This window comes from Novipirellula artificiosorum (assembly GCF_007860135.1).
In the GTDB taxonomy this organism is placed as follows: domain Bacteria; phylum Planctomycetota; class Planctomycetia; order Pirellulales; family Pirellulaceae; genus Novipirellula_A; species Novipirellula_A artificiosorum.
This window is the reverse complement of record NZ_SJPV01000007.1, coordinates 257,554-271,951: the sequence shown is the minus strand read 5'-3', so window position 1 is coordinate 271,951 and position 14,398 is coordinate 257,554. Positions and strand designations below refer to the sequence as shown.

8 protein-coding genes are annotated in these 14,398 nt (G+C 55.3%); 5 read left to right on the top strand and 3 right to left on the bottom strand.

What is annotated here, in order from left to right:
- Positions 1–43 precede the first annotated feature (43 nt).
- The 3 genes from Poly41_RS19770 (at position 44) to Poly41_RS19760 (ending at position 6,752) form a co-directional block, all read left to right on the top strand.
- The gene (locus Poly41_RS19770) at positions 44–3,271 is read left to right on the top strand and encodes a sulfatase-like hydrolase/transferase (protein WP_146528455.1); all 3,228 of its coding nucleotides are present in this window, start codon (positions 44–46) and stop codon (positions 3,269–3,271) included.
- A gap of 149 nt (positions 3,272–3,420) precedes the next feature.
- Complete coding sequence (locus tag Poly41_RS19765; protein ID WP_146528454.1) at positions 3,421–4,854, top strand: sulfatase; 1,434 nt, start codon at positions 3,421–3,423, stop codon at positions 4,852–4,854.
- Positions 4,855–4,925: 71 nt separating this feature from the next.
- The gene (locus tag Poly41_RS19760; RefSeq protein ID WP_146528453.1) at positions 4,926–6,752 is read left to right on the top strand and encodes a right-handed parallel beta-helix repeat-containing protein; all 1,827 of its coding nucleotides are present in this window, start codon (positions 4,926–4,928) and stop codon (positions 6,750–6,752) included.
- A gap of 167 nt (positions 6,753–6,919) precedes the next feature.
- Here the strand turns inward: Poly41_RS19760 and Poly41_RS19755 are convergent, their stop codons facing one another.
- Positions 6,920–7,900, bottom strand: coding sequence for an alpha/beta hydrolase family protein (locus Poly41_RS19755; RefSeq protein WP_197231465.1), 981 nt, complete (start codon positions 7,898–7,900; stop codon positions 6,920–6,922).
- 242 nt (positions 7,901–8,142) lie between these two features.
- Between Poly41_RS19755 and Poly41_RS19750 the strand changes: the two genes are divergently transcribed.
- Complete coding sequence (locus Poly41_RS19750) at positions 8,143–9,444, top strand: DUF3472 domain-containing protein (protein WP_197231464.1); 1,302 nt, start codon at positions 8,143–8,145, stop codon at positions 9,442–9,444.
- Between the two features lie 54 nt (positions 9,445–9,498).
- Here Poly41_RS19750 and Poly41_RS19745 read toward each other — a convergent pair whose 3' ends face one another.
- Both Poly41_RS19745 and Poly41_RS19740 read right to left on the bottom strand, forming a co-directional pair.
- Positions 9,499–10,938, bottom strand: a complete 1,440-nt coding sequence (locus tag Poly41_RS19745; RefSeq protein WP_146528452.1) for a sulfatase family protein — start codon at positions 10,936–10,938, stop codon at positions 9,499–9,501.
- Between the two features lie 108 nt (positions 10,939–11,046).
- Positions 11,047–12,219 carry an AraC family transcriptional regulator gene (locus Poly41_RS19740; RefSeq protein WP_146528451.1) on the bottom strand — a complete coding sequence of 391 codons (1,173 nt, stop codon included), beginning with the start codon at positions 12,217–12,219 and terminating at the stop codon, positions 11,047–11,049.
- 330 nt (positions 12,220–12,549) lie between these two features.
- Between Poly41_RS19740 and Poly41_RS19735 the strand changes: the two genes are divergently transcribed.
- On the top strand, positions 12,550–14,361 hold the full coding sequence (locus tag Poly41_RS19735; protein WP_146528450.1) for an L-fucose isomerase: 1,812 nt from the start codon (positions 12,550–12,552) through the stop codon (positions 14,359–14,361).
- The last annotated feature ends 37 nt before the right edge of the window (positions 14,362–14,398 follow it).

Below are 14,398 nucleotides of genomic sequence, written 5' to 3'. Positions count from 1 at the left end.
TCTTTTTTCACGCCGCCAATCGATATCCCTTCCGAGACGTCCCATGTTCAAAAACATCACCCATTGCTTACTCGCCACAACGGCCGCGCTGATCGGCATTCCCTGTCTAACCAACGCAGCCGAACAGCCCAATGTTATCTTGATCCTCGCTGATGACTTGGGCTACTCGGACCTTGGTTGCTACGGCGGCGAGATGGACACACCAAACATCAATTCGCTTGCCAGTGGCGGCGTCAAATTCACTCAGCTCTATAACTCGGCTCGCTGCTGCCCGAGTCGAGCCTCGCTGATGACCGGTTTGTATCCGTCGCAAGCGGGCATCGGTGATTTCACGACGGGGAACCCCAGCCCCAACCGCGGCCCCGGCTATCTCGGGCGACTGCGTGACGATTGCACGACGATTGCGGAAGTGTTGAAACCAGCCGGTTATGGATGCTACTACGTCGGCAAGTGGCACATGCATCCGGAAACCGGCCCCATTAAGCGTGGTTTCGACGAGTTCTACGGTTACACCAACGACCACTCACACGACCAATACGACGCGGACTACTATTTCCGGCTGCCGGAAGGGAGAACGAAGGAGTTCGATCCGCCAGCAGACGAGTACTACGCAACGGATGTCTTCAACGACTATGCATTGGAGTTCATTCGTCAAGGACAACAAAAGGACAAACCATGGTTCTTGTTCCTCGGCCACTCGTCGCCACACTTTCCAGTACAAGCTCCTGCCGAGCGAGCGGACAAATACGACGATATTTACGCTCGCGGTTGGGATGTGCTGCGGGAAGAACGATTCGAACGAATGAAAGAGATTGGGCTAATCGACGGCGAGCAATGGACGCTACCGCCACGTGAAATCGTTCCCGTCGATCGTGACGATATCGCCAATGGCTTCTCGGGACAACAAAATCCGGCCTGGGATTCGCTTGACCCCGACCGCCGTGCGGACCTGGCCCGCCGGATGGCGATTTTTGCTGCCATGGTGGAAGGGGTCGATAATGGGGTAGGCCGGATTGTCGACCACTTGAAGCAAACGGGTGATCTCGACAACACGTTGATTCTGTTTTTGAGCGACAACGGAGCCTGTTACGAATGGGGCCCCTTTGGTTTTGATGGACAGTCACGACGTGGCGAAACGATTCTTCGCAGCGGAGACGATTTGCGTCAGATCGGTGCTCGCGGCACGCACCAATCGTATGGCAGTGGCTGGGCAAATCTGGGCAATACACCCTTCCGAATGTACAAGCATTTCACGCATGAGGGTGGCATTAGCACGCCATTCATTGCTCATTGGCCTAGCGGGATCGGAAAGCGAGAAGGCTGGGTCCGCGCCCCGGCACACATGATGGACATCATGCCGACGTTGATCGAAGCAACCGGTGCCACGTACCCTGAACAACGCGACGATCAACGGATCACACCACTCGAAGGCCAAAGTTTGCTAGCGGCCATGAAGGGTGAAACGATGCCGCCACGGGCGATCGGATTCGACCACCAAGCCGCGCATGCCTTTCGCGAGGGCGACTGGAAGGCAGTCTATTCCAAGCGAATGCCTGAGGAATTGAAGTGGGAGTTGTATAACCTGGCCGAGGACCGTTGCGAGAGAAACGACCTTGCCGAAGAAAACCCACAGCGATTGGCATCGATGGTAGGCCAGTGGGAGCAATGGGCCCGGCGCGTCGGCGTGACCTGGGAAGAAGCACCGTTGTCGGAAACCTCATCGACACAAGATCCTTCACCCCTCATCGCCGGCAAACCACTCCGAATCGAAGTCACGGTCCGGTCCGAGCAACCGAGTGGTGTGGTGATTGCCCAAGGCGGCCGTGAACACGGTTACGCCCTTCACTTCATCGATGGCCGACCGGCTTTTGATGTACGTGTCAATGGTGAAGTCAAACGAATCCTCTCCGACAAGCCCGTCAGCGGAAATATCAAACTCCATGCGACCCTTTCTTCGGATACCATGACGTTGTCGATCAATGATCAGGCCCCCATGACGGAGCATTCGCCAGGGCTGATCCCCGTGCAACCGAAAGATGCCTTGAGTGTTGGCGCCGATGAACGGACCGCGGCTGGCGATTACTCGGTGCCGAATCCTCTGAACGGTCAAGTCATTCGACATCAGGTCGACACCAGCTTAGAGAGCCCGACGGTGAAGGCGGCCGATGACTTTCCCGCCTCCGCATTCATCCAAGAAATGTCTGATCGAAAACCTGGCCCCGTGATGGATGCCGCGACCATTCGTGCTGGACTCGAAAGCCACGACCGAGCACTCTACATCAAGGCTGGCTGGATTCGTGATCCGTACATCACGACGGGGCCGGATGGCGACTACTACCTGACGGGGACGCAACCCAACTCGAATGATCCGCGTGAGAACGAAGATCCCTACAACATCGGATTGGGGGGCACGACGATCGTTGGCAAACAAGTTCGGGCCTATCGCAGCAAAGACTTGGTCGATTGGGAGTCTCTTGGAGCCATCTTCACGATTGACGACACGCATCACGCCAAGTCGGGCAAAAAGCTCCGCAACCCTGTCATTTGGGCCCCCGAGGTCCATTGGATGGGCGACCGATGGGCTTTGGTTCATTGTCCCAGAACGCATTCAAGTTTAGCCCTGTCCGCTGGTAAAACACTTGCCGGGCCATGGACTCATCCGATGGATGGCGAGATGGGGCAACGGCATGATCCGTCACTGTTTACGGACGATGACGGAACGGTTTACTTGCTGTGGCAAAACACCTTGATCGCGCCGCTTAGCAAGGACCTGACCCACTACACCGCCGAGCCGGTACGCATTGATCCCGCGGGGACGCGTCCCGATCCCGCTGGCAATCCGATCGGTCGCATTGGGCACGAGGGTGCGACAATGATCAAAGTGGGTGGCAAGTACGTGCATCTTGGTACGGCATGGTCCACGGATCAAGGACGTAAAGGTTCCTACAACCTGTACTACTGCGTCGCCGACAAGATCACGGGCCCCTATGGTCCTCGCAAATTCGCCGGTCGATTTCTAGGGCATGGCACTCCGTTTCAAACCAAAGACGGCAAGTGGTGGTGTACGGCATTCTTCAATGCCAACGTCGCACCTCTGCCCCGAGAGGGGATCGCAACTCGCGATCTTGGCGACAACGCCCAAACGATCAACGAGCAAGGCGTGACGATCGTGCCGTTGGATGTTCGGGTTCTCGACAATGGGGAAGTCTACATCCGGGCCCTCGATCCGGCCTATGCCAATCCCGGCCCCGACGAGGCTCAAAAGTTCTAAGGAATTTCGTCAACCAATGGACCGCAACCAAGACGCATCACAGCTCAGAGGAGCATCGTACAACCCTCTCCGTGGGCGTCATCCTTCGCGACCCGTTCAACACGTTTCAAGCGTCGTCGATGATCCAAGCAACAACAAAGTCAAACGAAATGAAGATACATCTTTGGATTCCAATTCTTGCAGCACTGTGGAGCGCCGGCCCCGCGAACTCGAACGAAGCGGAATCGACCCCTCGCAACATTTTGATCCTTTGCATTGACGATTTGCGACCCGAATTGGCCTGTTTTGGCAAGCCCTACATCAAGTCACCCCACATCGACGCCCTGGCAACACGAGGTGTCTGCTTCCAGCGGCACTACGTCAACTCGCCGAGCTGTGGACCGTCCCGCTACACGTTGTTAACGGGGCGTTACGGCCCCTCTCCCAATCAAGCCTTGTTCGAACGGGCCCAACGATTGAAAGAGGCACCTGAGACAGTCTTCCCCAGCATGCCGGAATGGTTTCGAAACCGCGGCTACACCACCGTTTCTATCGGCAAAGTCTCTCATCATCCCGGTGGCTGGGGCGGCGAAGACTGGGACGATCCGAATCAAATCGAGATTCCAAATGCTTGGGATCGTCAAAGAATGCCCACGGGGAAGTGGCAATCCCCTCGAGGTGCCATGCACGGATTGTCCCACGGCGAAACCCGCACCGACTCCAGCAAGATGAGTGTCTTTCAATCGACCGAGGGGCCAGACAATATTTATCCCGACGGATTGATCACCGAGGAGGCTCTGAGGCAATTGGATTTGCTGGCCGATGATCCCAGCAAGCCGTTCTTCCTCGCCGTAGGACTCATCCGACCCCATCTACCTTTTGGAGCTCCTGCGAAATACTTTGACCTCTACCGCGATGCTCAAATCCCCCCCATTGCACACCCCGAGAAGCCCACAGGTTCCACGACATGGCATGGCTCCGGTGAGTTCATGCAATACAATCGCTGGGAAAAGGACCCTCGCGATGACAGCGAGTTTGCCGATGAGGTTCGTCGTCACTACGCCGCATGCGTGAGTTATGCCGACGCCCAAGTCGGTCGCATCCTCGCCAAGTTGAAGCAGACCGGAGCCGACGAGAATACCGTCATTCTGCTTTGGGGCGACCATGGCTGGCACCTCGGGGAACACGCTATATGGGGAAAGCACAGTCTATTCGAGGAATCGCTACGTTCACCTTTGATTGTTGTCGCACCTCAAATGGGGCACCGAGGGGTATCGACCAGCGCGGTGGTCGAAACCGCAGACCTTTTCCCGACCCTTTGCGATCTCACATCACTTGATAAGCCTAACTTTGTTCATGGCAAATCGTTGCTCCCGCTGCTCAAGCAACCGGATGATGTCGGTCATACCGCAGTCGCCTATCGCGGTTCCGTTGGATCGCTTCGCACGTCACGATTTCGGTTCAACGAGCACGCGAACGGCGACACCGAATTGTACGATCATGATTCGCCACTCGGGGAATCATTGAACGTTGCAGACCAATATCCAGAGGTGATCCGCGACTTGAGTACCCAGCTGCAAGCGAAACTTTCGCTACGCGATTAAGTTCATCTGCGTCAACGTTCACTCGGACCAGACGGACGCCCACGACCTACGAACCAAATTAGATGTAAGCCATGAAACATTCCCTTACCTCATTGTTGCTCGTTGTATTTTTGCTGAGTGGGCATACTTGTACTCTCGGAGCGGAAGTCATCAATGTTGCTGACCACGGCATCGTGCCTGGGAAGGATGTCACCTTCGCGGTCAACCAGTTGATTCAAGACGTACTTGACAAGGACGGCGTTACGCTGCAATTCCCGAAGGGCCAATACGACTTCTACCCCGAAAACGCGATCGAAAAGTATCGTGCGGTGGCGAACCATGATAACGGCTTGAAACGAATGGGTTTCCCGTTGTTCGATTGCCAGAACATCACGATCGACGGAGGTGATTCGACATTCATGTTTCATGGCCGCATGGTCCCCGTGACAATGGACCACGTCCGCGGCGCAACGCTCAAGAATTTTTCGATCGATTGGATTCGGTCATTCCACGCCGAGCTCACCGTCGTCGAGAGCAACGCGAACGAGCAGAGCTTCGTGGTGCAAGTCGATCCCGAGGCTTATCCCTACACGCTCCAGGATTCCAAAGTACTGTTCCAACGCTTTGGCCAAGAGGATCCCATCGGATCGAATATTGTTTTTGACCCGACGACGCGCGCCCCCCTGCACAACACGCGCGATTATTCCGTCAATTCAAGCAGAGCGAAAGTGACCCAGGCTGGAGGAAACCGTCTCCGGATTACAGACGCTGTCAAGAAATCGCCACCGGTTGGTAGTGTGCTCGTCGTTTATGGCGTTCATCCAACCAGTCGACTCTGCCCAGCGATTCACGTCACCAACTCTCAAGACTTGCGGATCGAAAACGTTACGGTTCGCGAAGCGGGCGGCATGGCGCTGATCGTGGAACGAACGAACAACATCACTCTCGATCACATGGTGGTCACGTCAAACCAAGATCACTTGGTTGCAACGCGTGCCGATGCAACCCATTTCATCGGCTGCAAAGGAACCATTAAGCTAGACGACTGCCTGTTTGAGCACATGCTCGATGACGGCATCAACGTACATGGGGCCTACGTGAAGATCGAGAAGTATCTTGGTGACCGCGAATTCCTCTGCGAGATCAGTCACTTTCAACAATGGGGTCTGACCTTCGCCGAACCAGGCGATCGCGTGGCACTCCTTTCTCGTGAGACGATTCTGCCGTTTGCCGAAACCACGGTCGAAAACGTCCACGTCCTCAACGAACACCGTTTTGTGATGACGGTCAGCGAGGTTCCAGAATCATTGCCAGACGGCCCGATGTCGGTTGAGAACCTGACCTGGTATCCAGACTTGGAAATGCGGAACAATATCATTCGCGAAAACCGTGCCCGCAGCGTGCTGGTTACAACCAAAGGTAAGGTGCTGATTGAGAACAACCATTTCTCGTCGCAGATGCACGGTATCTTGATCGAAGGCGACAACAACAAGTGGTACGAGTCGGGGGCCGTCGGGGATGTCACAATTCGAAACAATGTTTTTGAGAACATCGGCTTCTCCGGTTCACAAAACTATCCGTTACTCGCTTCACCACTGCTGAACGGCGCGCAGCGAATGGGTGCAGGACACTACCACCGCAATATTCGTTTTAGCGGAAACACGGTCAAGAGTTTCAACGGATTGCTTGTTCAAGCTCGTTCGGTTAGCGGACTAACGATCGAAGCAAACACGCTCGAGTTCAGCGACGATTACCCGGCCGCCGATCCAGGACCCACAATCGATTTGGACTACTGTGATCATGTCACGATCCGGGCCAACACGGTGACTGGGTTTGCAAGACCGCTCACAATTCAGCAATCCTCGGACACAACGAACGTGACGATCGAGGACAATCGCGGTTTTCATGTTGTGCCCTAGTGGACCGTCAAGGTCAAAACTGCGAGTTGGGACGTAGTGGACTTCGCCAGAAGTCCCTAAGAACATTTGAGTTACGGATTTCTGGCGAAATCCACCTACCCGAAAAACAAGGCACGTCGGACTACGAGAGTAGGTCCGACGAAAGAACTTCGAATGTTCGGCAGTCATCACTTTGTTTGCCAACGGTCGTTTGGCTGGAGCAGTCCGGACGGTCCAGCGCCGACTAACCATTGCTTTGCCGAGTCATCAGCTCGAAGGTAGGCGTCCCAAAAGGCAGTGCTCAGTCCAAGAACCACTCGGTGATGGTTTGAGTTCCGCGTCTGGGTTTCACCCGGCAGTCTACGGTCGCCAAATGCAGAATGCTCGGCGTTGTGCAATACCAGTTCGAATTTGTCACCCGGCGGCAAAGCGGGAAACACTTCCAAACGCGATGCAACCGTTTGGTTACCGATCATCGCCTTATCCTGAGTCCCCGTCATCACCAGCCATGGAATCTTCACCGACCCAAACGCTTTTGCGACGTCACCGCGTCGCGGGCTGCTGGGACTCAATGCAATCGCGGCCTGGATCCTTGGCTCCGCGAAACGCGATCCGAAGACACCTGCCGATTGGCCAGACACAGCTTGGGTCGTTTGGGCGCCAAAAGAATGCCCCGACATGCCGACATGCTCTAGATCGAGTCGCCCCTCCAACTTGTGACTTGGTAAATCGTTCCAGCGACTAAGCTGATCGAGCACCGCCGAGACATCCTGCACACGCAATCGAAAGTTCTCAGCCGAGGCAGCTTCTCTCATCGCAGACATGCGTTTCAACAGCGATGTGTCCTTCCACACCGAATCGTCGCTGCCGGGATGTTGCAGAAAAACCGCCACGTAACCACGTGCCGACCAGTGTTTTCCAAGATACGAACATCCCTCACGACTCCCACCCAGCCCATGGCTGAACAGCACCACGGGTTGGCTCGTTCGGGTAGCGGGCAGATAGGCCTTGATCGGAATGTCTCGGCTGCGGGCTTCGTCTCGCACCGTCCAGTCGAGCGTCTCTGCCTGGAACGAATCTGGCACCCCAAGCGGATCATATTCGGCCGCGTCCGTTGATAGAATGCACACCAAATGGACAACCGCCAGCAACATCATTCGTACACCCATTGTGAGCCTTTTCTGTCTGCGTCAGTAGATAAGAGTAAGTCTTCTGTAGTATACCCCCTCGATACGAACCTATCGCCCGCTCAGCGCACCAGCAAGCGAGGTCTCATCTTCCGGCTTGCGATCAACATGGTAAGTTATTCGGTGTAGATCCCGCGGAGACAAGTATTTCGCGACCCCACCACGAAGCAGCCTTTTTTGGTCCCCAAATCGACCTCTGAGCGACAACGACAAGACAATAAACTATGAAATCCGTCATCCAGTTTCTATTGACGCTGCCATTGGCAATGACCCTCGCCGCAACTTCCGTCGCTGGCAGTGAATGGTCCGTCCCCCTTGCGGGTAACACGTTCCGGACGGGCCTCGATCACCGCGGTGGCAACCCCTGTAATCGCCAGGGTATGCTGCGTTGCAGTGGAGCCGATGACGTCTATTCGGTCTTTTTCCACGTGGATCGACCGGGCAACCTCTCGATCGCCGTCAAGGGACGCGGCGTGAACGGAGTCGCCAAGCTGCTAGCGAGTGTTGACGGCCAACCACGAACGACACCGCTGCGGGACGAAGCGCAGCGCGTTTATTCGCTTGGGCAGTTCACTCGGTCGGAACCAGGGTACGTTCAAGTTGACCTGCGTGGTGACGACGAAACCGGCAATGCAGCTGCGGAGCTGAGCGAATTGCTCGTCTCCTCGGACACCGACAACCTGACGCTTGACTACGTCAAGAGTAATCAAGGCAACATGTTTTATTGGGGACGACGCGGGCCTTCCGTGCATCTTGGTTACCAACTTCCTAAGGGGAAACAACTAACCTACGCCTACAATGAAGTGACGGTGCCAATCGGGCAAGATCGGAGGGGCGCTTACTTTATGGCTAACGGTTTTGGTGAAGGCTACTTTGGCATTCAAGTCAACAGCGACACCGAACGTCGTGTCTTGTTTTCGGTATGGAGTCCGTTTCGCACGGACAATCCAGCGGAGATTCCATCAGAAGACCGCGTGACCACACCAGCCAAGGGCAAGGGCGTGCATGCACAAGATTTTGGAAACGAAGGTTCCGGCGGCCAAAGCTATTTGGTCTACCCGTGGAAGGCGGGAGTGACCTACCGTTTCTTGACGGAAGTCAAACCGGACGGGCAGGGGAACACGCAGTACACGTCATGGTTTGGCGACAAAAAATTGAAGGAATGGCGATTGATTGCCAGTTTCCTGCGTCCAAAAACGGACAAGCATCTGACCGGATTCCATTCCTTTCTGGAGAATTTCTCCCCGAACGACGGCCACCTCTCGCGGTCAGCGCACTACGGAAATCAGTGGGTTTGCGATACGGAAGGCGCGTGGCATGAAATCACGCGAGCAAGGTTTACGGGCGACGCCACCGCACGAGGCCAACACCGGCTCGATTTCGCAGGCGGAAGCGAAGAAGACCATTTCTTCCTTCGGCACTGCGGTTTCTTTGCTGACCAAGTTGCGCTCGACCAGTTCTTCCTACGTGAATCCACGCCAACACAAAAACCACAGATCGATTTGAGTGATCTGCCACGGCACTAACACCACCAGAACGAGACGGTGCCCTGTACACGCGCAGTCGGCGTCCAATCTATGTTATTGGGCGTTTTGACGGCGGGGTGCCACCGCGTTCACGGATCGCTCGGTCACCGGGTACCAATCCGTCAGCCGTTGGCTAAGTTCTTTCACCAACTCGGGTCGCTGCGACGCCAAATTAACCTCTTCATGCGGATCCGCTCTCAAGTCGAACAATTGCGGCTCGCCACCTTGCGGGGGGAACTTCATCTTTCCCGGTTGGCCATCGTAAGTGAGTAGCAATTTGTCGTCTCCGCGAATCACCCAACGATAGAGCAACGAGGCCTGCGGTTTTTGGATGTCGGCAATGTCATGCGCGAAGGATTCGCCAAAAACAGCATCACGTTCGATCGGTGTCCCTTCTTGCAAATGAGGCAACAGATTGAGCCCAGGTAGGTTTTCGGCAACTTCCACCCCAGCCGCGGCAAGGATCGTAGGCACGATATCGATACTGCTGCACAATTCCGGCCGTTCCGTTGGTCGGACCTTCGCAGGCCAGCGAAACATAATCGGTGTTCGCGTGCCGCCTTCGTACGGGCTCCGTTTCGAACGCACCGTATAACCACCGCTGTTCGGATCCTGTATCCAGCCGTTGTCGGTGACATAAATCACCAGCGTGTTGTCAGCAATTCCTTTCTCGTCGAGCCGATCAAGCAACTGGCCACATGTTTCGTCAAACCAATCACACATCGCATAGTACGTTGCGATCGTTTTCGGGCGTCCTTCCTTTTGATACTTTGCGAGAATTCGTTCTGGCGGATTATGGGGTGTGTGAGGTAGGAACGGGGCGTACCACAAAAAGAACGGCTTATTCGCATCGACCGCCGTATCAATAAAATCGTTGACCGGTTGCATCCCTTCTCGACCAATCTTCAACCCATCATCACCATGCCTGCCTCCGTTCTCGGGATACCCTCGTGTCATCCCGTGTGTAAATCCGCCACGGGCGTAGCTGCCTTCCCACCATTTACCACTTTGAAAACTTAGGTAGTCACGATCCGCCAACCAACGCGGCACCGTAGGATGATTGTCAACGTTGGAGATCAGTAACTCGCGAGCGTCCTTGCCGGTGCGTGATGCATGAGCTCGATTTTCAGGTGTATTCGCCGGGTCATTGCCCGTGATCAGGCTTTGATGAGAATACAGCCCCGTAATCAGCGTCGTCAACGATGGACGACACAGCGCCGTGGGAACGTACCCGCGGCGAAAGACCGCGCTTTCGCGAGCCAGTCGGTCAAGATTTGGCGTCTGAATCGCTTCGTGCCCCATGAACCCATAGTCCGTCCAAGATTGATCATCGGACAGGATCAAAACGATGTTAGGACTTTGTTCCGCAATCGCGGGCGTGACAAACAGAACAGACAGGATGAACAGGAAAAAGTAGTTGTTTTTCAAGGAAACTCTCGCGATGGTTAACGGAAATTCGTTCAAGCCAATCAAGCCGATATCACGGTAGCCCATTCAACCGACTCAGCAACCGAGACGAATGATTATCGACAGCCCAGCCGCAAATAGCAAGCATCCAGCACGCAATCGGCGATAGCCTACCACTCCAACGAATCGCCCGGGCTAGCCTCTCTTGGTGCGGCGATATTCGCCGGGGGGTTCGCCGGTTTCTCGCTTGAACACGGCGCTGAGTCGTTCTTTGTGGCTATAGCCCGCCTTGGGTGTGATTTGCTCTAAGGTCATGTCGGTCTCGCGAAGCAATTGCTTGACACGCTCGATTTGCGTCGCTGTGATCTGCTCGTGGGGTGTACGACCAAGCTCCTCTCGAAATCGACGTTCAAGCTGACGACGCGATAGCGAAGTGAATTCGCAAACATCATTAACATTGATCCCATCACAGGCATGTTGGCGAATGAATCGACAAACCCTCGCAAGTTCGACATCCTCGACGGCAACGACTTGAGTCGAAAGTCGTTCGCATACCGATTGGGGAGGTACGTATTCGATTTCTTCCGTGGGGAGTGTCCCCACCAACATCTGATTCAAAATCTCCGCCGCACGAAACCCGACACGCTCTGCGTTGGGCCGCACACTCGAAAGTGTCGGATCACATAGCAAACAGATCGCGTCATCATCGTCGACACCGATGATGCCAATGTCGTCGGGAACCGCCATCTCTAAAGTACGACACGCATTCACAACCTGTTGTCCGCGAATATCATTGCACGCAAAGAGGCCTGTTGGACGCTTCAGCGACAAAAGCCACTCCGACAAAGGCTTGAAGTCAACCATTCCCGCCTTTTCGATCGCCGTTAACGTGTCGTTCGGTTTACCCGGGGTTTCATAGACGGAAAGCTCACCGTTTGCTTTGGTCACGCATTTTCGAAAGTGGTGCAGTCGCGCATCGGAGTACGAAGCGAAGCGAAAGCCACAGAAAGCAAAACGGCGAAAGCCACGCTCCCACAGATGTTCAAACGCGAGCTCGGCCACTTGCTGATTGTCGGTCTCGACTTGAGGAATGCCGGAAAACTTTCGGTTGCAACGCACGTCGACAATCGGCACCCCCAAGGCACGCAGTGGTTTCACCGTGTGAGTGTCGACCCGCGCGATCACACCATCGATCCGAGTGTTACTCATCCACTCGGGCATTTCAGAATCGAGCGTCATCTCTTGATGCAAGAGGGACCAATCCGCTTGAGTGCGTGCGTACAGCGAAACGCCACGCAACAACTCACGCCCGTAGGCACGCGACGCCTCCACCAGCAACGCAATTCGAGGACGTGATTTCTGTCTCATCGCACGACGCGACCTCCTGCAACATGTCGCAAATCCACATCTCCATGTCGCATATTATTCTCGTCTACCGTTGTCATTCCGGATAAATCATAACCCATGGCGTTGCGACGTGTCGCATATTATTCCCTTAACTCTATAATACGATTCCAGATTCGCGTCCAAGACCCTATTTCGTGTGCTTCAGCTTAGGAAATCCATTTTTTTGGATCCGTCACGGCGCGAGGCCACCGGCGGGGATGACCTGCCGGGTTTGGACCGTCGTTGTGCCCCAAAAGGATCACAACACTCAACTTCCCATTTACCGCTTCCCCTTCAACGAGGACTCCTTTCATGAACGCCAACCCATCCTCTCCCACCGTCTTTCAAGGCGACCTGCCTCGAGTCGGCATCCGTCCCACCATCGATGGTCGACTGGGTGGTGTTCGCGAATCGTTGGAAGAGCAAACGATGAACTTGGCCAAGCGTGTTGCCGAGTTGATCTCGAGCAACATTCGCTACCCAAACGGTGCCCCGGCCGAGTGCGTGATCGCAGACACCTGTATCGGTGGTGTGGCGGAAGCAGCGGCATGTGACGACCAATTTCGTCGCGAGAACGTTGGGGTTTCCTTGACGGTAACGCCATGTTGGTGCTATGGATCGGAAACTATGGACATGGATCCGTTGCGTCCCAAAGCCGTCTTTGGCTTCAACGGCACCGAACGTCCCGGAGCGGTTTACTTGGCCGCCGTTCTTGCCGGTCATACTCAAAAAGGCATCCCCGCATTCGGCATCTACGGACGCGATGTGCAGGACGCCGGTGACGCCAACATGCCCGCCGACGTCCAAGCGAAAATCCTGGACTTCACCCGCTGCGGTTTGGCCGCGGCTCTGATGAAGGGCAAGGCGTACCTGTCGATGGGAGGCACGTCGATGGGCATTGCTGGTTCGATGGTCGATTACAACTTCTGGGAAAAGTGGCTTGGAATGCGTGTCGAGGATATCGACATGAGCGAGTTCATTGGCCGAATGAACAAGGGCCAATTCGACCAAGCCGAGTATGAGAAGGCACTCGATTGGGTCCGCGAAAACTGTCCCGAAGGAGACGATTACAACAGCGAGGACCAGAAACGATCTCGCGAAACACTCGACAAGGAATGGTCCGACTGTGTGAAGATGACGTTAATTGCCCGCGACTTAATGGTCGGCAATCCGAAACTGGCCGAGATGGGCCTTCAAGAACAGGCCCATGGTCACCAGGCGATCGCGTCGGGATTTCAAGGCCAACGCCAATGGACGGATCATTTCCCCAATGGGGATTTCCTCGAAGCGATTTTAAATACGTCGTTCGACTGGAACGGAAAACGCGCTCCGTACATTGTCGCAACCGAGAACGACGCACTCAATGCAGCGACGATGTTGTTTGGCCATTTGCTGACGAACACGGCGCAAGTGTTTGCCGATCTCCGGACCTACTGGAGTCCGGATGCTGTGGCCTCGGCTTGTGACGGGTACAAGCTCGAGGGTGCTGCCTCCGACGGGTTATTGCACCTGATCAATTCGGGTCCCGCCACACTCGACGGCACCGGCCGACAATCCGACGCCGACGGTCGGCCCACGATGAAGCCATTCTGGGAAATCAGCGATCAAGAAGTCCACGAATGTTTGAAGGCGACCACTTGGCATCCCTCGATCACGGAATATTTCCCAGGCGGCGGCCTAAGCTCTCGCTTCAGCACGTTGGGCGGCATGCCCGCGACCATGACGCGGATCAACCTGGTCGCCGGGTTGGGCCCCGCAATCCAGATCGCCGAAGGCCACACCGTTGAGCTGCCGCAAAAGGTTCATGATACTTTGGACCAGCGTACCAACCCGACCTGGCCGACAACATGGTTTGCTCCAACGGTAACCGGACGTGGCGCGTTCACCTCGACGTACGAAGTGATGAATCACTGGGGTGCGAACCACTGTGTGATGACCGCCGGGCACGTCGGCCACCTATTCATTTCCTTGGCCTCGATGCTTCGGATTCCCGTCTACATGCACAATGTCGCGGAAGATCGCGTGTTCCGCCCAAGTGCTTGGAACGCCTTTGGAACCGACAACTTGGAAGCGGCGGACTTTCGTGCCTGCGAAAACTTCGGCCCACTCTACGGACGGAACTAACACTCCGCGAAACAAATCCACTCCCCTCCGAGAAGCT